At 61.0% G+C, this 18,771-nt stretch carries 17 protein-coding genes; 7 read left to right on the forward strand and 10 right to left on the reverse strand.

Going from position 1 to position 18,771, the window contains the following annotated elements:
• Positions 1-11: 11 nt before the first annotated feature.
• Complete coding sequence (gene putP / locus G5171_RS17800) at positions 12-1,529, reverse strand: sodium/proline symporter PutP (RefSeq protein WP_421260519.1); 1,518 nt, start codon at positions 1,527-1,529, stop codon at positions 12-14.
• Between the two features lie 326 nt (positions 1,530-1,855).
• On the opposite strand from putP, the gene G5171_RS17805 reads away from it, so the two are divergent.
• The gene (locus G5171_RS17805) at positions 1,856-2,749 is read left to right on the forward strand and encodes a VirK/YbjX family protein (RefSeq protein WP_421260520.1); all 894 of its coding nucleotides are present in this window, start codon (positions 1,856-1,858) and stop codon (positions 2,747-2,749) included.
• 69 nt (positions 2,750-2,818) lie between these two features.
• Here the strand turns inward: G5171_RS17805 and G5171_RS17810 are convergent, their stop codons facing one another.
• The 8 genes from G5171_RS17810 to G5171_RS17845 form a co-directional block, all read right to left on the reverse strand.
• Positions 2,819-3,745: a L,D-transpeptidase family protein gene (locus tag G5171_RS17810; RefSeq protein ID WP_005354531.1), complete on the reverse strand. Its 927-nt coding sequence runs from the start codon at positions 3,743-3,745 to the stop codon at positions 2,819-2,821.
• Positions 3,746-3,932: 187 nt separating this feature from the next.
• Positions 3,933-5,174 carry a mechanosensitive ion channel family protein gene (locus tag G5171_RS17815; protein ID WP_421260521.1) on the reverse strand — a complete coding sequence of 414 codons (1,242 nt, stop codon included), beginning with the start codon at positions 5,172-5,174 and terminating at the stop codon, positions 3,933-3,935.
• Positions 5,175-5,317: 143 nt separating this feature from the next.
• On the reverse strand, positions 5,318-6,517 hold the full coding sequence (locus G5171_RS17820; protein ID WP_005354534.1) for an acetate kinase: 1,200 nt from the start codon (positions 6,515-6,517) through the stop codon (positions 5,318-5,320).
• Positions 6,518-6,737: 220 nt separating this feature from the next.
• Positions 6,738-7,208, reverse strand: a complete 471-nt coding sequence (locus G5171_RS17825; protein WP_421260522.1) for a YhcH/YjgK/YiaL family protein — start codon at positions 7,206-7,208, stop codon at positions 6,738-6,740.
• A 317-nt stretch (positions 7,209-7,525) separates the two neighbouring features.
• A complete protein-coding gene (locus G5171_RS17830) occupies positions 7,526-8,632 on the reverse strand; it encodes a 1-acyl-sn-glycerol-3-phosphate acyltransferase (RefSeq protein ID WP_421260523.1) in 1,107 nt (368 codons plus the stop codon).
• Between the two features lie 130 nt (positions 8,633-8,762).
• Positions 8,763-9,461, reverse strand: a complete 699-nt coding sequence (locus G5171_RS17835; RefSeq protein WP_421244544.1) for an aspartate/glutamate racemase family protein — start codon at positions 9,459-9,461, stop codon at positions 8,763-8,765.
• Positions 9,462-9,587: 126 nt separating this feature from the next.
• Entirely contained in the window at positions 9,588-10,178 is a 591-nt protein-coding gene (locus G5171_RS17840; RefSeq protein ID WP_040068358.1) for a LysE family translocator, read from the reverse strand.
• Between the two features lie 125 nt (positions 10,179-10,303).
• On the reverse strand, positions 10,304-10,900 hold the full coding sequence (locus tag G5171_RS17845; protein WP_040068356.1) for a LysE family translocator: 597 nt from the start codon (positions 10,898-10,900) through the stop codon (positions 10,304-10,306).
• A 116-nt stretch (positions 10,901-11,016) separates the two neighbouring features.
• On the opposite strand from G5171_RS17845, the gene G5171_RS17850 reads away from it, so the two are divergent.
• From G5171_RS17850 to G5171_RS17860, 3 genes are all read left to right on the forward strand, one after another.
• A complete protein-coding gene (locus G5171_RS17850; protein ID WP_421260524.1) occupies positions 11,017-12,393 on the forward strand; it encodes a PLP-dependent aminotransferase family protein in 1,377 nt (458 codons plus the stop codon).
• 54 nt (positions 12,394-12,447) lie between these two features.
• Positions 12,448-12,915: a hypothetical protein gene (locus G5171_RS17855; protein WP_216979440.1), complete on the forward strand. Its 468-nt coding sequence runs from the start codon at positions 12,448-12,450 to the stop codon at positions 12,913-12,915.
• 124 nt (positions 12,916-13,039) lie between these two features.
• Complete coding sequence (locus tag G5171_RS17860) at positions 13,040-14,701, forward strand: hypothetical protein (RefSeq protein WP_421260525.1); 1,662 nt, start codon at positions 13,040-13,042, stop codon at positions 14,699-14,701.
• A gap of 152 nt (positions 14,702-14,853) precedes the next feature.
• Here the strand turns inward: G5171_RS17860 and G5171_RS17865 are convergent, their stop codons facing one another.
• A complete protein-coding gene (locus G5171_RS17865) occupies positions 14,854-15,267 on the reverse strand; it encodes a CBS domain-containing protein (RefSeq protein ID WP_227341361.1) in 414 nt (137 codons plus the stop codon).
• A gap of 154 nt (positions 15,268-15,421) precedes the next feature.
• Here G5171_RS17865 and G5171_RS17870 point away from each other — a divergent pair, with 154 nt between their 5' ends.
• The 3 genes from G5171_RS17870 to G5171_RS17880 are packed head-to-tail and all read left to right on the forward strand — an operon-like array spanning position 15,422 to position 18,634.
• A complete protein-coding gene (locus tag G5171_RS17870; RefSeq protein WP_421260526.1) occupies positions 15,422-17,332 on the forward strand; it encodes an ABC transporter ATP-binding protein in 1,911 nt (636 codons plus the stop codon).
• Entirely contained in the window at positions 17,325-17,786 is a 462-nt protein-coding gene (locus G5171_RS17875; RefSeq protein ID WP_005343337.1) for a DUF2390 domain-containing protein, read from the forward strand. The genes G5171_RS17870 and G5171_RS17875 overlap by 8 nt, the downstream gene beginning before the upstream one ends.
• Entirely contained in the window at positions 17,780-18,634 is an 855-nt protein-coding gene (locus G5171_RS17880) for a 23S rRNA (adenine(2030)-N(6))-methyltransferase RlmJ (RefSeq protein WP_421260527.1), read from the forward strand. Before G5171_RS17875 ends, G5171_RS17880 begins: the two co-directional genes overlap by 7 nt.
• Positions 18,635-18,771 lie beyond the last annotated feature (137 nt).

An 18,771-nucleotide genomic window follows, 5' to 3' on the forward strand; every position in this document is an offset into this window, starting at 1 on the left:
GGTAAGGGGGATCAGTTCACCACGACTGGTTCTCCCGCACTCTCGGCCGGGGTGTTGTACTCCTCCTCGGCATCGCGGAAACGCTCCAGCATCGCTTTTGAGGGCGCTTCGCCCAGCAGACTGCCCACCACGATGGCCAGCAGTGCGAACAGGAAGCCCGGAATGATCTCATACAGCCCCAGCCAGCCGAACTGCTTCCAGACGATGACTGTGATAGCACCGACCAGCATGCCGACCAGCGCGCCGTTGCGGGTCATCCGCGGCCAGAGCACCGAGAGCAGCACCACGGGACCAAAGGCGGCACCGAAACCGGCCCAGGCGTAGCTCACCAGCCCCAGCACCCGGTTTTCCGGATTCATGGCGACGGCGATGGCAATCACCGCGATCAGCAGCACCATCAGGCGACCCACCCACACCAGCTCACGCTGGGAGGCGTTCTTGCGCAGGAAGGGCTTGTAGAGATCCTCGGTGATGGCGCTGGAGCAGACCAGTAATTGACAACTTAGAGTGCTCATCACCGCCGCCAGGATGGCGGAGAGCAGCACCCCGGCGATCCAGGGGTTGAACAGGATTTTGGAGAGCTCGATAAAGACCCGCTCCGGGTTGCCGGTCACTCCAGCCGCCACTTCCGGGAAGCGGGCAAAGTAGGCCAGGCCGAAGAAGCCGATGGCCACCGCCCCAGCGAGGCAGAACACCATCCAGGTCATGCTGATACGGCGGGCATTGGCCATGGAGTGGTGGGAATCCGCCGCCATGAAACGGGCCAGAATGTGGGGCTGACCGAAGTAACCAAGGCCCCAGGCCATCAGCGAGACAATGGCGATCACATCCAGATTCTTGAACATGTCGAGGTTGGTAGCGCTCTTGGCGGCCACCTCGATCATGGCGCTGTCCACCCCGCCGACGGCGATGATGACGAAGACCGGGGTCAGGATCAGGGCGAAGATCATCAGGGTCGCCTGCACCGTATCGGTCCAGCTTACCGCGAGGAAGCCGCCGAAGAAGGTGTAGGTAATGGTGGCGGCGGCACCGACCCAGAGGGCGGTGTTGTAATCCATGCCGAAGGTGCTCTCGAACAGACGGGCACCGGCCACCACGCCGGAGGCGCAATAGATGGTGAAGAAGAGCAGGATCACCAGCGCCGAGAGAATGCGCAGCACTTTGCTGTGATCTTCAAAGCGATAAGTGAAATAGTCCGGCAGGGTCAGGGCGTTGCGGTTCTTCTCGGTATGTACCCGCAGGCGACCCGCTACCCAGCGCCAGTTGAGGTAGGCACCGATGACCAGACCGATGGCGATCCAGCTCTCGGAGATGCCGCTGACGAAGACGGCGCCGGGCAGGCCCATCAGCAGCCAGCCGCTCATGTCGGAGGCGCCGGCAGAGAGAGCAGTGACCCAGCTCCCCATCCGGCGACCGCCCAGAATGTAGTCATCAAAGTTGCGGGTGGCGCGATAGGCGACGAAGCCGATCAACACCATTCCGAGGATATACACCAGGAAGGTGATTAACATGGGTGTGCTAGCTGTCATGCGAAACTCCGTTTTGTGTCATTTTATGCCCGCTCTGGTGACGGGCTCATCCCTAAAAAACCGGCCTAGCTTAATCAGCCGTTCGCGCCAGCTCAACCACTTTTAACAAACACAAAACACAATAAAAACCTTTGCGCATCAAATCATCTGCCGCATCAAGAGGATGGTGCCAGATTTCCTGCCGTGGCCGTGACGGCCATATTGTCGCAACGGCGGCGATTGAGCGTTATGTTTTCACATTTTGTTACTATCCATTTTTTTACAAGCCAGCGCCCCACTCCTACACTCCCCGCCCTGTCTCATCACACCAGTCAGAGGTCGGCACCATGTCATCTCATCTGTCACACCTGCGAAGCCTCGCCCGCCGCCTTCACCCGGTGGAGGAGTCGGGTCATCTCATCCGACGGGCCAAGTATGTGGGGCGTCTCTGGCTCAATCCCGGCGCCCGCGCCCTCTATCGCCAGCAGCAGGAGCAACCGCTGCTGGCGCAGGCGATCAGCCGCTTTCCCGATATTCTGGAAAAGCCGATCCACCCCTATCGCCACAAGGGGCTCCGCAAGCGCCTGCGAGCCGGGCTTATCAGCGGCCACTACCAGCAGCTGGCACGTCAGCTGCCCAAGGCGCAACAACTGGCAATCTACAGCGGGCGCGGCCTGCTGCTGGCCCAGTGGCAGAGCGACAAGCTGACGACCCCCCTGACCCTGCAACTGGATTACCAAACCCACATGGGCAAAGAGGGGGAGATGAGCCTGACCCTCAAGCTGGGTGACGCGGCGCTCTATTACATGGCCCTCAATCTGCGCCCCGCGCCAAACCCGACCCTCGAGATCTGTTCGCTGCAGGGCGGCAAGGGGCAGAGCGAGGAGATCAAGCTGGTCACCAAGGCGTGCGGCGGGCTGCGCCCCATGTCCCTGCTGGTCTATATGGCCGCCGAGCTGGCCCGGGGGCTGGCGTGCAAGAGCCTGCTCGGGATCCGCACCCAAAGCCACGTCTATCAGAGCAGCAAGCGCACTGCCGATCGGGTCAAGTTCGATCTCGACGGTTTGTGGCAGGAGCATCAGGGCTGCATGCAGGATGAACTCTGGATGAGCCTGCCGCTGGAAGTGCCCCGCAAGACGCTGGAGGAGATCCCCTCCCGCAAACGGGCCAGCTACAAGGCGCGCTATCAGCTGCTCGACCAGCTCGGTAGCGAGCTGCAGGCAAATCTGCTACGAAGCTGAGTCAGCACAGCAGAAACACAAAGGGCGAACAGCATGCTGTTCGCCCTTTGTCGTGACGGGGATTTGCCGTTAGCGGTTGATCGCCATCGGCATGCCGTTGCGCTGCTCCAGCGCCTGCTTCACCAGTTGGGAGTCGCTGTCGGCGTGGGCAATGAAGCGGGTCACCGCCGGGGTCATCGGCAGCGGTGCCGGCAGCTTGGAGTTGAACTCCTCTTCGCTGCGCGACAACGGCTGGTGCACTTCCAGATAGCGGACACCGTTGGGCTCGAGAGAGGCCTTGATCGGCTGGTTGACGAACTGGACGCGGGTACCGACCGGTACCTGCTTGAACAGGTAGGCGATGTCGTCGTTGCGCAGACGTACGCAACCGTGGCTCACCCGCAGGCCGATACCGAAGTTGGCATTGGTACCGTGGATGGCGTACATCTTGCCAATGTAGAGGGCAAACAGACCCATGGGGTTGTCCGGGCCGGCCGGCCATACCGCAGGCAGGCTCTCGCCACGGGCGGCATATTCGGCATGCATCTTGGCGGTCGGGGTCCAGGTCGGGCCCGCTTTCTTGCGCTGCACGCTGGTCACCCAGTTTTCCGGGGTGTCGGTGCCGAGCTGGCCGATGCCGATGGGCAGCACTTCCACCACTTTTTTACCCTTGGGGTAGTAGTAGAGGCGCATCTCGGCCACGTTCAGCACGATCCCTTCCCGGGGTGCATCCGGCAGGATCAGTTGCTGGGGAATCACCAGCTTCTCGCCGGTCTGTACCAGCAGGGGATCCGCATCGGGGTTGGCTTCGGTCATGTTGGTCAGCCCCAGCTGGAATTTGGCCGCAATGGCCTCCAGCGGCTGGCCGTTCTCTTCGGCCGGAACCACGTATTCCAGATTTTCCCCTACCAGACGGCTGTTGGCCGCAGGCAGAGCATATTCAACAGCGAAAACCGGCGCAGCGGTCAGCAGCAGGCTGTAGCAGAGTGTTGCCACACTATTGCGAAGGAGCTTCATAACTTTCCCATGATGATGACTTGAAGTGACGTCTCTGGGCTGGCAGCTGATCAAGAGGGGATCAGGGGCGCGAAGAGAAGGCCGCCATTTTTCTCCTCTGCACGGCAAATTTCAACTGACAAGTGGCGACGGGTCGATGATTAATATGCGGTTTTTTCCGCGTCCTCGACCCGCCCCATTTCCCTGTTTATCCCCGTTGCCAGGCACGCATATCGTAACCTGTGGGAGATTGATGCAACCGCAGATGAAATTGCTCAATGATGGCAAATATATGGTCGAAAATATCGGCCTGGATCCCTTCGTAATCAGCCCATGCGGTAGTCGCGGTAAAGCAGTAAATTTCCAGCGGCAGACCGTCTGACGTGGGTGCCAGCTGGCGCACCATCAGGGTCATGTCCTTGCGAATGCCGGGGTGGGCACGCAGGTAGGCATCCAGATAGGCGCGCAGGGTGCCGAGGTTGGTGAGGTGACGACCGTTGATGGGACAGCTCAGGGCATCGCTCAGCTGCTGGTTGTAAGCACTCAGCTCCTGCTCCTTGCGGCTCAGATAGGGTGCCAGCAGCTGCGCCTGCTTGAGCTGCAACTGCTCCTCGGCCGTCAGAAAGCGCACGCTGGTCATGTCGATATTGACGCTGCGCTTGATGCGGCGCCCCCCCGACTCGGTCATCCCCTGCCAGTTCTTGAAAGAGTCGGAGATCAGGGCATAGGTGGGAATGGTGGTGATGGTCTTGTCCCAGTTCGACACCTTGACCGTGGTAAGGCCGATGTCGGTCACCTCACCATCGGCGCCGTACTTGTCCATCTGCAGCCAGTCACCGACGCTCAGCATCCGGTTGGCGGAGAGCTGGATCCCCGCCACCAGCCCGAGGATAGGGTCCTTGAATACCAGCATCAGCACTGCGGTCATGGCACCCAGACCGCTGAACAGGAACAGCGGCGACTTGCCGAGCAGCAGGGCGATCATCAGGATGCCTACCAGAATGCTGCCTACCAGCTTTGCCCCCTGGAAGATGCCACGCAGGGGCAAATCCCGGCCAAGGCGGGTGTAACGGCTCACCGACAACAGGCAGTCGAGCAGGGCGAAGAAGGCCAGCAGCAGGAACAGCAAGATCCAGAGCTGGGCCACCATCTCGATAAGTTTGAGGCTATCCGATTGACGGGGTAGCCAGATCTCCGCCTGACCGAGCAGCACGGCCCCCTGCAGCACGAAGGCGAGCCGGTTGAAGAGGCGCTGTTGCAGTTGGGGCGGCAGCCACACCTGCTTGGCCTTGCCGAGGATCCCCACCAGCCGGACCAGCAGCACCCGGTGCAGCGCCATGTGCAGCAGCAACGAGGTGATGACGATAAAGCCCAGCGCGATCACCAGCGCCATCATGTTGGTCACTTCCACCCCAAGGCCCGACAACCAGTTAAAAAACGCCTCTTTCATTGCTCTCTCCCGAACCGGGCAGCCCGCTGGCTGCAAAAACAGTGGTGGTCAGGGTACCGCTCCCCTCCCCCATGTCAAATCAGCGTACGCCAGAAATGACAACGCCCGGCACAGGCCGGGCGTTGTTTCAAAGCGAGGTTGACTTAGCAGACCAGGCTCAGGGCATCGCGGGCGATGACCAGCTCTTCGTTGGTCGGGATCACCATGGCGCAACGGCTGTCGGCGGTGGTGATGCGACCTTCGCCACCCAGTACCGCGGCGTTGTTGGCCTCTTTGTCCACCTTGAAGCCGAACAGGGCCAGACGGTTCAGCACCATCTCGCGCACCATGGCTGCGTTCTCACCGATACCACCGGTGAAGACCACGGCGTCCAGACGACCGTCCATCGCAGCGGCATAGGCGCCGACATACTTGGCCACACGGTAGGTGAAGACATCCAGCGCACGCTTGGCACCGGCGTCGGTAGCGTAGTTGGTGGTGACGTAGCGGCAGTCGCTGCTCGCTTCGGTCATCCCCAACAGACCGGACTCACGGGTCAGGGTGTGGTTGATCTGCTCCACGCTGTAACCAAGCTGGTCGTGCATGAAGAAGACCACGGCCGGATCGATATCACCGGAGCGGGTACCCATCGCCAGACCTTCCAGCGGAGTCAGCCCCATGGAGGTGTCAACGGATTCGCCGTTCTTGATGGCACAGACAGAGGCACCGTTACCCAGGTGGCAGTTGATGATGTTCAGTTCATTCAACGGCTTGCCCAGCTCTTTCGCGGCTTCTTCCGCGATGTAGCGGTGAGAAGTACCGTGGGCACCGTAACGACGGATGCCGTGTTCGCGGTAGAGCTTGTGCGGCAGCGCATAGAGGTAGGCCTCTTGCGGCAGGGTCTGGTGGAACGCGGTGTCGAAGACGGCCACGTTCTTCTCGGACAGCTGCGGGAACACTTTCAGCGCGGCGCGAATACCGATGAGGTGCGCCGGGTTGTGCAGCGGGGCAAACGGAATGGCGGCTTCGATACCGGCGATCACGCCGTCATCGATACGCACGGAGCGGGAGAACTGCTCGCCACCGTGTACGATTCGGTGACCGATGGCCACCAGTTGCTCGGCAAGAGTCGGATCCTGCGGCAGGATGTGACCCACGATATGGTCGAGGGCCTCCTGGTGAGCGGCACCCGCTCCCAGCATGGCTTCGCCCTTGACCCCGTGGAGTTTCCATTTGATACGTGCATCATCCAGATTGAAGCATTCGGCCAGGCCGGACAGCATGTCCTCACCTGTTTCGGCGTCCATTACGGCAAATTTCAGGGAAGAGCTACCGCAGTTAAGGATCAATACCAACTTGCTCATTTTCTACATCTTCCTGTGCTTCGGCTTTATGCCGACAGTGTCGTGTCATCCAAAAGAGGATGGGATTCCCCTGCCGGGGGCTTATGGTCGCAGGAAAGTGCGCCCAATTTTTCAATTCTTGATCTTGAAAGAGTCATCACGACTTGCGGTGCATGTCACTCGTTTCAATTTCCTGAAGCCTCAGCTCATCAGCCGAGTTTCACTCATACCAATAGGATATTCAGGCGATGGCCAGCAGATCCCGGTGCACCTTGACCACCAGCTTCTTCACCTTGGTGGGCTGGTTGAAGGTGCAGAGCGGGCGGTGCAGCTCGCCCGGCCAGAAGATGGCGAAATCGCCCGGTTGCAGCGCCAGATAGGTAGTCTGCTCGTCATCGACAAACCAGAGGTCGGGATGGGGATAGTCAGCACCTTCATCCGCATACTCATGGGGCCCGACACCTATCCACTCTTCGCCATCCAGCAGCAGCTGAATATCGAGATAGTCGCGGTGAAACTCACCACGGCGATCCGTGGCGGGCTCGGTCATCTCCTCGCTCACCAGACAGAACAGCTTGAGACCGTCGATCTCGCTCTTGCCAAGGGGCGCATCTCGCCAGCGGGTAACACTTTTGACCACCTCGACCATGATGCGATCCAGCGGGGCTGGCAGCGGTGTCCGCTGCAAAGTGTTCAGGCTACCGGTGATCATGGTGCGAGTATCTTCCTGTTAGATATATCTATGCGGCATCTTTTCCGCCCAATGAAAAAGGACCTGTTACAGGTCCTTCGATAATGCCCCCGGCGATCCGTGCAGAGGGATTAGAGCTAACGTTCATATTCAGCATATTGGAGCACTGTTACACACTCATCCAGTGATTGCCAAGAGTATGGACTCCATTTTCACGGTGATCGTACCAGCTGAAACCATATTATTCACCACCCTTTTGCCAGCGACTTTGACCAGACGCAAAAACGGGAGCATCAGCTCCCGTTTTTTTCGCAAAACCGTTTAACAACCGGCTTCATTCAAGCCTTTTCGGCGTTTTCCACCGGTTTGGCGTACATGGCACGCCAGATAGCCTTGTGCTCTTGTGGCACTTCTGACTGACGAGTCAGGAAAGCAGCCTGTTCGATGGTATTGGCCTTGCCAGCCACATCTGCTGCCAGATAGTTGCTGGGGAAGAGGCGGTAACTGCTCCATATAGCCTTATCGATCAGCGCGGCCAGTTCGTCCGGATCGCTGAAGCCCTCGGTAATGGGGGCGCCGAAAGAGACATGTACCCGCCCCTTCATGCCGACGATACCGGCGACAATGCTCTCGATATCTTCGAACTCGCCCTTCTCGTAGCTGCCGTTGACCGATTTCTCGTAGAGCTCGCGCGCCTTCGCCTTGTCGGTGGGGTCCAGCTCGTAGCTGATGCTGACCGGCACGATATTGAGGCTACACATGTAGTCGACAAAGTCGATCTTCTGCTTCTTGCCGTCGACATAAAACATCTTGAGGATGGCCGGATCAGTCTTGTCATCCCCATCCTTGGCCCGCCCCTCTTTCTGGGCGATCCAGATGGAGTGCCCCTCGTGGACCGACTGACCTATATAGGCCGACAGCTCGCCGAGCGCTTTCATCATCTCCCGCGGCCCCTTGGCGGAACGCTTGACGATAAAGCTCTTGTTGAGCTTCATCAGCTCGGTGGCGCAGGGCTTGCGCAGCAGGTTGTCGCCGATGGCGATACGTACGGTATCGAAACCGTGGGTGTGCAACCCCCAGTTGACGAACGCCGGGTCCATGGCGATGTCTCTGTGGTTGGAGACAAACAGGTAGCCCTGCTCCTTCTTCAGATGTTCGAGCCCGGAGAAGGTCACCCCCTTGGTGGAGGTGGCGATCATGCGGGACATATAGCGGGTCACCCCCATCTGGACCTGATGCACCGTGGTCACTTTTGACCATTTACGGCGCAGGAACAGGCGGATCATCGGGCGGATGGCCCAACCCAGCCAGCTCATCAGGGAACCGAAACGATACTTGGCGATGGCGCCGATAAATTCATCATCCTGGATCAGCCGTTCGATGGCTGCCGGCACTTCTTCATCGCGGTAGGGGCGAATATCCGCGAATCTATCTACTTCAGTCACAATGTCAGCCTTGCATGCTAGGAAACCGCAGCCAACCCTTGTTGGCCGGGGAAAATTCAGGGCGCAATTTTACACGCTTTTATGGCAAGGGGTATGAGACAAGCATGAATAGTGAGATCTGACCAGTTAATTAATCGGAGCAGAGCGCCAGTGCCACGGCGGCCTCGGCATGGATGGCAGTGGTGTCGTAGAGCGGCACCGCCGCCCGGGCATCGCCCACCAGCAGGGCAATCTCGGTGCAACCGAGGATCACCGCCTCGGCACCAGCATCCGCCAGCGCCTCGATGATGGCCAGATACTCGGCCCGCGACGATTCGCGGATCTCGCCCAGACAAAGCTCGTCATAGATGATCCTGTGTACCCGCTCCCGCCCTGCCTCATCGGGTACCAGCACAGTAAACCCGAAGCGCGCCTGCAAACGCCCCTTGTAGAAATCCTGCTCCATGGTGAAGCGGGTGCCGAGCAGGCCGACTCGGGTGATCCCGTCAGCCCGCAATTTGGCCGCGGTGGCATCGGCGATATGGAGCAGCGGGATATCGATGGCGGCCTCAATCTCGGGGGCGACCTTGTGCATGGTGTTGGTGCCGATCAGCAAGAAATCGGCGCCGCCGGCCTGGATAGCCTGAGCTTCGGCCACCAACAGGCGAGCGGTGGCGGGCCAGTCACCAACATGCTGCAGCCGCTCTATCTCGGCAAAATCCACACTGCTCAATAGCACTCGCGCCGAGTGCAAACCGCCAAGCTGCGCCCGCACCCCGCGGTTGAGCGCCTGATAGTAACTGACGGTGGACTCCCAGCTCATGCCACCCAACAGACCGATACATTTCATAGGAACTCCTTTCATCCAGAGGGAGGGCAGAACCACGCCACCTTGCAGGCAAGATCACGGGAGCGAGATAAAAAAGGCCCCGCAGGGCCAACAAGACAGCCGGTAAAGGCCCGGGGCAACCCCGGGCTAAATCCAGATCATCCCGACACAGGCGGCCGTCGCCAGCCCCATGCCGAGGTTGAAACGCCGCCAGCCTCGGGCGGTGCGAATGATTTGCCGCACCTGGGCACCAAAAAGCACCCAGAATGCCCCGGTGTAGAGGCCGGTAATAAAGAAGATCACCAACACCCAGAGCGCGGAGGGCCAGTAAGCCTCCCCCGCCAGAGTGAAACCGCTGATGGCGGAGAGCGCCATCATCCATGCCTTGGGGTTGAGCAGTTGCAGCATGGCCCCCTGATGGGCGGGAATGAGCGGACGGTTGCCCTCGGCCGGGCCGCTGGCGGTCGCCACCTTCCACGCCAGCCAGAGCAGATACGCCGAGCCGATAATCTTGAGGCCATCGTGCAGCAGCGGCACCTTCTCAAATACCACACCAAGCCCCAGCGCGGTAGCGAGGATCATCAGATTGATCCCCCCCACCACCCCCACCAGCAGGGGAATCGTGCGGCGAAACCCCTGCGCCGCCCCGGCGCTGGTGAGCAACATGTTATTTGGCCCCGGCGTGCCGCAGGTAACCAGGGCAAACCCCGCCAGGGGCAGTAACCAGTTCAGATCCATCTCAACCTCTTGTCGATTCAACGCCCCCGTTATGGGGAAAGCCTTCTAATATGCAGAGCCAACCCCGTGGCGACAAGTCAGAAATGCCTCTTTCTCGGCCACCTCCCCCTCCAGCGCAACACGGCTCAATACCAGAGCATCACCACACAGAGTGCCGTCAGCAGGCCGAGAGAACCGTTGAGTCGCCGCCAGCCCCGATCCGAGCTGATCCAGTTGCTCAGCTGATGGCCGAACAGTACCCAGACAAAGCAGACCGGCAGGGCCACCAGCGCAAACATGACCATCACCGCCAGCTGACTCGACCAGTAACTGGCGCCGGGCAGGCTGAACAGACTGATGGCGGAGATCCCCATCATCCACGCCTTGGGATTGAGGAACTGAAAGCCCAGCCCCTCCAGCATGGTCAGCGGACGGGCCCTCCGGGCCGGATCCCCCGGCGCCCCGGCCACCGCGATACGCCACGCCAACCACAGCAGATAGAGGCTGCCGAAGATCTGCAAACCGAGCCGTAGCAGGGGCCAGCGCTCGAACAGCGGATAAAGCCCCAGCGCCAGCACCAGTTGCAACACCGGCTGCCCCAGCCCCACCCCGAGCAGATGTGGCAGAGTGCGACGCACCCCGAAGTTGGCGCCGGAGGCCGTCAGCATCAGGTTGTTGGGCCCCGGCGTACCGCAGGTGAGTACGGCAAACCCGAACAGGGTAACATACCACTCCATCGTCATATTGTGACTCCTTACTCGCTGAATTGTATCGATACAATGCAAGCTATTTGATTGTTATCAGGCTGAAATTCACGCTATATTGACAACAAATTTGGATCAATGGATTTATTGTCACCATGACAATCTGGACGCCCGACCTTGCGGCCTTCGATGGCCCCCTCTATCTCAAGCTGGTCAAAGCAATCGAACAGGGGATCTCGAATGGCGAGCTGCCACCGCTGACCCGATTGCCTACCCACCGATCCCTGGCGGATCGCCTGGGCGTCACCGTAGGCACCGTCACCCGCGCCTACAGCGAGGCGGAGCGACGCGGCCTGCTGGCCGCCCGGGTGGGGCATGGCACCTGGGTCAAGGGAGCGAACACGGATCCCGCCAATGAGTGGGTGATCCGCCAGGAGGAGGGGCACCGCATCGAGCTGTGGCAGAACCTGCCGGTGCAGCTGGATCGGGCGGCCATCATTCGCCCCATGCTGGGGGAAGTGGCGGACGGGGACCTCAACGCCCTGCTCGGCTATGACAAGGAGGCGGGACGACCGGATCAGCGCCAGCAGTTTGCCGACTGGCTGGCGGACCAAGGGGTGGCCTGCAGTGAGGATCGCCTGCTGTTCAGCCACGGCGCCCAGCACGGTATCATGCTGGCGCTGCTGGCGACCCAGTGCGTGGGGGAGACCATCCTGTGCGAGGGGCTGAGCTATCCCGGCATGCTGGGCAACGCCCGCCAGCTGAAGAATCAGGTGGTGGGGCTGGCGATGGACGAGGAGGGGCTGCTGCCCGAGGCGCTGGACGCCGCCTGCCGCACCCGCCGGGCCAAGCTGCTCTACCTCACCCCGACCCTGCAAAACCCCACCACCGCCATCATGAGTCTGGCGCGGCGGGAGGCCATCGTCGCCATCGCCCGTCGCCACGATCTGCTGATCATCGAGGATGACGTCAACGGCCTGCTGCCCCAGCAACCTGTGATCCCTCTGGTCAATCTGGCGCCGGAGCGGGTCATCTATCTGGGCAGTCTGGCCAAGATCGCCTGCGGCGGCCTGCGGGTGGGCTTCGTGCTGACGCCCCCTGCCCTGCGCAGCGCCTTCGCCCAGACCATGCGGCTGTCGAGCTGGATGGTGAGCCCGCTGCTGATCGAGCTCGCCTGCAAAATGGTCAGTCAGCGCCAGATCATGCCGCTGGTCGAGCAGCAGCGGGAGATCCTCAAACGCCGTGGCGAACTGCTGCGCCACCTGCTGCCTGCAGCCCGCTGGCAGCCGGGCAGCATGCACGCCTGGCTACCGCTGCCGGAGCCCTGGCGCAGCCAACAGTTTGCTGCCGCCGCCGATGCTCTTGACGTTGGCGTGGCGAGCGGGGAACACTTCGCCGCCGGTCAGTTTGCCGCTCCGCAAGGGGTGCGCCTGAGCCTGAGCCAACCCGCCACCGATGCCCGGGTCGGCGAAGGGCTGGCCCGTCTGGCGCAGCTGCTGCAGGGGACGCCCCCGAGCAATCCCCTGCTATAGTCAGGGCCAGCCGACCTGACCTTCACGCTTCATCGTCATTGCCAAGGAGATGCCGTGCCCCCCATCAGAGCCGCCCTGCTGCTTGCCACCCTGTTGCTGGGTGGCTGCGCCTCGTCAACGACCCACCAGCAGCTGGGGGCCGCGCTCAATGGACTGGAAGGGGAGTTGCAACGGCTGGAAGAGGAGCTGGCGGCCATGAACGGCCTGCACTATCAAAAGGCGATCGATGCACCGCTCAGTTTGCGCCGTGCGCTCGGGGCGCCGCAGCCCACGCCAGAGGGGCTGGTGCCGGTGGCCAGCAAGCTGGAAGATGGGCCGATCCTGCGCTATCAATACCGCCTGCCAGCGGGTATGACGAGTCTGCCCCAAAACAACCTCTGCCAGCGCTACGAATTTGAACTGCGCCATCTAGGCCGCCTCGGCAAGCTGGAATTAAGCTGGCAGGGGGAACAGGGGAGTGGCTCACACCAGATCCGTCAAACAGAGTGTGTCTTTCTCACCGAAGCACATAAATCCCGGTAACCGCCTATAATGCCCTTCCTCGTCTCGCGCCGACTACTGTCACTTTTCCTCCCCCGCAGAGTTGTCGCCATGTTCCTCTTGGGTCTAATCTGATCTACTCGTGGAGTATTGAAAGGACGCGTGCATGACGATACTGCTGCTCGAAGAGGATCCACTGCTCCGTAGCGCCATCACCCGGGAACTGACCGAACAGGGTATCCCTGCTGAACGGATCCACCACCACAGCCACCCGGGTCAGGAACGCAGCGGTCTACTCACCCTGCTGCAACAACAGCCATTCGATGCCATTATCTGCCAGCAAAATAGACAACTGGGGCATGACGGCGCCCGCCTGCTGCATGAAGCACACTACCTCGGCCTGCTACAACCCGCCTGCGTACTACTGTTGATGGATGCAGACCAGAACGAGCAGGATTTTCTCCCCTCGGACCTCTACTTCTCCCTCCATCTGCCACTCCCCTTCATGACCGGGGAGCTCACAACTGCGCTCAAGCAGTTGACACAACTGAGCAGGATGACCCACACCCTCGCCCCTCCAACCCTGCTGCGGGAGTGGAAACTGGCGACCGCACTCTGTGAAGACCTGCTCTATCAACGGGACAACCGACCCCTTGCCCCCTGGCTGGATCGGTTCAAGGGTTACCTGCTGCTGCAGTCCAGCGAACAGCTCACTGCCGCCCAGCATTATGCCCTGTGTGCCAACGAGTATCGGGCAAGCTGGCCGAGGGCCGGATTGTTCTACGCCATGTTGGGACTGGGCAAACTGCAGAGTGCCGAAACCGACTTGCAGCGTCATCAAACCATATTGCCGACCGCCACCCGACTGGAGCTGCAACTCGCCAGTCAGTTGCACCAACATCAGTGGCAGGCAGCCTGGGAGACCATGGTGCAGTTGCAACAAGTCCGCCCCCATCAACCCCGCTGGCATCAGCTGGCCATGATGCTGGGACTATTACAGCAAGACGAGAGGAAGGTGCTGGAACAAGCCAGTACCCTGAATCTTCACCATTTCAGTGAACAGCGCGTCCGGCTGGCCATCGACCACTTCATGATCAACGCCATGCTGGCGGTGCTGTGGCATACACCATCCAGCAACCGGATCCGCTCCCTGCAACAGGAGTGGGCCCATCTGAAGCGAACAGTAAACCTGCCCGCGCAGGAGTTCGAGCTGCTGCAGGCACTGATGCAGGGATTGGATTACCGCTTCGACGAGGCGCTGATCCTGATCGCCCACCATCAACCCAGCCAGGCGAGCGAGAACCATCTCACCCTGTTATTGGGCTTTGCCGTCTGTCAGTTTTGTGGCCTGCCCCACCATGCCCAGCGCTATCTGGCGCAGCTGACACACTACCGTGACCGTGTCGCCCCCCACCCCCTGACCCGTCAGCTGTTTCACCATCTGCTAACGGAACTGGGCCAACAGTTGACGGCGCGGGAGCAGCGCCTGACCAGCTTGCGCCAAACCCGTCATCAAGGGATACAAAAAGGTGACTATCAACTGGCACTGCAGGCCGGCTTGCAACTGCTGGAGGAATTTCCCGCCCTGCCCGGCGATGCCTGGCAATTGCTGGAACTGCTGCAACACAGCTGGCCGACGGGCATGGCTGCCCCCAAGGTAGCGCTGCTGGTCGATACCCTGGAGCGGCGCCTCAAGCACAGCCCTGCGTTTCTGGATCAACATGCCCAGCAGTACCAGCGTACTCTGCAGGAGATCCGCACCCACTTGCAGCCGCACCTCTCCGGCAGTGGCCCATCCAGCCTGGCCAAGGGGCCCCCGGAGTCATGATGAAGCAGCAGGGGGTGCACTTACCTGCGCCACCAGCCACCACATAGAGAGAGGGGAGCCTTGGCTCCCCTCTATTCATTTCGTGTACCCTTATGGCCCGCAAGGACGGGCACAAGCAGCTACGGTGACAGATGACTGTTAAGTCCCCGGGCTCAGCCCAGCGCGTCACTCTCCAGCGCCGCCTTGAGAAAATCTTTCCAGCTGATGATGCCGACCAGGGCGCCATTCTCCAGCACCGGCAGGCAGGAGACCCCCTTCTCCAGCATCAGCTTGACGCCGTCGCGCACGGTGAGATGGGGAGCGATGGTGACGAGCTGACGACTCATGATCTGGTGGGCCCGCTTGTTGAGGGTTTCGGTATCGCGGCTCATCTCGGCTTCGGAGTCTAGATAGGGGCTGATGGCACGGAACAGATCCCGATCCGAGATGACCCCCACCAGCTCCTCCTCTTCCAGCACCAGCAGGTGGCGAAAGTGTGCCTGCTCGAAGATATCCCTGATGACTCGGAGTCGATCATCCATTGAAACGGTGGCGACCCGGGTCGTCATAATATCCCTGATATGCATGCTAACCTCCCGTAACCAAACTGGTTTCTCTGTTATGGCATGTTTTTGCAGTGCCAGCCAGTGGCCAGCCCTTCGCTACAGTGCAAATCAGCGTCATTTCACGTAAGATCCGCGCCAGTTTTTCTCCTCCATTTTGAGCAAGCAGATCCCACCCATGATAGTTGCCAGTCAAATCGAACTGATCCGCGGCGGCCGCAAGCTGCTGGACAACGCCTCCGCCACCATTCACCCCGGCCACAAAGTGGGTCTGGTGGGCAAAAACGGCTGTGGCAAGTCCACCTTTTTTGCACTGGTACGGGGCGAGCTGGCCATCGACAGCGGCACCTTCAGCCTGCCCGCTGGCTGGCAGATTGCAGGCGTCGCGCAGGAGACCCCGGCGCTCGACTGCTCCGCGCTCGAGTACGTGATCGACGGCGACAAGGAGTTCCGCTCGCTGGAAGCCCAGCTGGTACAGGCCGAGCAGGATGACAATGGCCTGTTGGTAGCCGAGCTGCACAGTCGCCTCGATACCATAGGCGCCTACAGCATTCGCGCCCGCGCCGCCGAGCTGCTGCACGGCCTCGGTTTCAGCGACGAGCAGCTGAGCTCGCCGGTGCGCAGCTTCTCCGGTGGCTGGCGCATGCGCCTCAACCTCGCCCAGGCGCTGCTCTGCCGCTCCGATCTGCTGCTGCTCGATGAGCCGACCAACCACCTGGATCTCGATGCGGTGATCTGGCTGGAGAAGTGGCTCAAGGGCTATCAGGGCACGCTGGTGCTCATCTCTCACGACCGCGATTTCCTCGATTCGGTCATCAGCCGCATCATCCATATCGAGAACGGCAAGCTCAACGAATACACCGGCGGCTACTCCGACTTCGAACTGCAGCGCGCCGAACAGCTGGCCCAGCAGCAGTCCATGTACGAGAAGCAGCAGCGGGAGATGTCCCACATGCAGGCGTATGTGGATCGCTTCCGCTACAAGGCCTCCAAGGCCCGTCAGGCCCAGAGCCGCCTGAAAGCGATGGAGCGGATGGAGAAGATCCTGCCCGCCCACGCCGACTCCGAGTTCAGCTTCGAGTTTCGCGAGCCGTCGGCCCTGCCGACCCCGCTCATCGCCATGGAAAACCTCTCTGCCGGTTACGGTGACAAGGTGATCCTGGAGAAGATCAAACTCAATCTGGTACCGGGTTCGTGCATCGGTCTGCTCGGTCGCAACGGCGCCGGTAAGTCCACCTTTATCAAGATGCTGTCGGGCTCCATCCCGCCGCTGTCGGGCAAGCTCGAAGTGAGCGCCGGGGTGAGCATCGGCTACTTCGCTCAGCATCAGCTGGAGACCCTGCGTCTCGACGATTCCCCGCTCGATCATCTGGCCCGCCTCGCGCCAGACAAGACCGAGCAGGAGCTGCGCAACTATCTGGGCAGCTTCGGTTTTCACGGTGACAAGGCGCTCGACAAAGTAGCCCCCTTCTCTGGCGGCGAAAAAGCGCGGCTGGTGCTGGCGCTGATCACCTGGCAAAAACCCAACCTGCTGCTGCTGGATGAACCGACCAACCACCTGGATCTGGAGATGCGCCACGCCCTCACCATGGCGCTGCAAGGCTTCGAAGGGGCCATGGTAGTGGTCTCCCACGACCGTCACCTGCTGCGCACCACCACAGATGACTTCTATCTGGTGCACGGTGGCCGGGTCGAGCCGTTCGACGGCGATCTGGACGACTACCACAAGTGGCTCGGCGAGCAGGAGAAAGAGGCCAACGCCAAACCGGCGGATGGCCCCGTCTCTGCCAACTCGGCGGTGGCTCGCAAGGATCAGAAGCGGCGCGAGGCGGAGTTCCGCCAGCAAACCCGTCCCCTGCGCCAGAAGCTGGAAAAGCTCGAAGCGAGTATGGAGAAGCTGCAAGGCAAGCTTGGCGACATCGAGAGCCAACTGGCCGACCCCGCCATCTACGAAGAGAGCGCTAAAACCAAGCTCTCCGAACTGCTCAAATCCCAGGGCCCCCTCAAGGAGCAGCTGGAAGAGGTAGAGCTGGAGTGGATGAGCCTCTCCGAAGAGCTGGAAACCATGGAGCAAGCCTTCTTTGCGTGACGAACAGCTGATGGCCAGCGAGCGGGTCGCGGTCCACGAATTGCCGACGCCGATCGGCTTCTGGCACTGGAGCGGCAAGGTCTACGGTGAGCGCAGCCAGGATTGGCTCACCGTGCAGGAGCAGGGGGGCAACGTCAATCTCGCGCTGCTGCTGCACCGGCTCGATCAACTCGGCATCGTGGTCGATCTGACCGACCTGCAACCGGCGCTGGTGCAGACCGAAGCGGTGCTGACCCCGTGGCGCGCCCTGCGCCAGAGCGCCAAGACGCGACTCGACGAGCAACAGTATCAGTCGATGCTGGCCCACGAACTGGAGCTGGAGCGGCTGCAACAGGGCGTCCTGTTGCAGACCCTGCGCAGCCTCTCCCTGTTTCGCGGCAACAGCCGCAATTTGTTGAACTATCTATCGTTACTGGGTGCCCAGCAGGGCCCCCTCAGAGATCTAATATGCTGAGCTACCGCCACGCCTTTCACGCCGGCAACCATGCCGACGTGCTGAAACACGCCGTTCAGGCCCTGATCATCGAGTCCCTCAAGAAGAAGGAGAAACCCTTCATCGTGCTGGACACTCATGCCGGTGGCGGTCTCTACGACCTGCGCGGCGACTGGTCCCAGAAGAAGGCCGAGTATGCCGACGGCATCGGCCGCCTGTGGGACGAGCGGGCCCAATGGCCTGCCATGGCCCCCTATCTCGGCGTCATCGAGGAGATGAACCAGAACGGCGAGTTGCACTACTACCCCGGCTCGCCGGAGCTCTCTCGCCGCCTCGCCCGCGAGCAGGACAAGCTGGCGCTGATGGAGCTGCACAACAACGAAGTGGACGATCTGCGCGCCAACATGGGCTATGACCCCCGCGTCGCCGTGCACCACCGTGACGGCTTCGAGGGGCTGATCGCCCTGCTGCCACCGACCCCGCGCCGCGGGCTGGTGCTGATCGATCCGCCCTATGAGCTAAAAGAAGATTACTTCGCCGTGGTCGATACCCTGAAAAAGGCACAGAAGCGCTGGGCGACCGGCATCTACGCCCTCTGGTATCCGATCCTCGGGCAGGAGGCGGACAAATCCCGCGACATGCTGCGCGCCATCAAGCGCGAGAACTTCGGTAACGTGCTGGTGGCCGAGCTGGAAGTGGCCGGTCAGACTGCCGACTGGGGCATGAACGGCTCAGGCATGCTGATCATCAGCCCGCCCTGGATGCTGGACGAGCAAATTGAAGCCTTCCTCAAACCGCTGTGCGCCAAGCTGGCACAGGGCACCGGCGCCCAGTACAAGGTGGAGTGGCTCAACAAGGTCGAAGAATAGGCCCGCAACAGCTCGCTCCGGCGCCCGGCCAACGCGCCAGCAAGTCGCTCACCCAAACCGTTCACAGTGGCGGCATGGCCAGCAAAGAGAAGCCCCGTTCAGGGGCTTCTTGTTTTTTACCTGCCAGCGCTTTTACC

The sequence above is a fragment of the Aeromonas sp. 600774 genome (assembly GCF_049175075.1).
Lineage (GTDB): Bacteria > Pseudomonadota > Gammaproteobacteria > Enterobacterales > Aeromonadaceae > Aeromonas > Aeromonas veronii_A.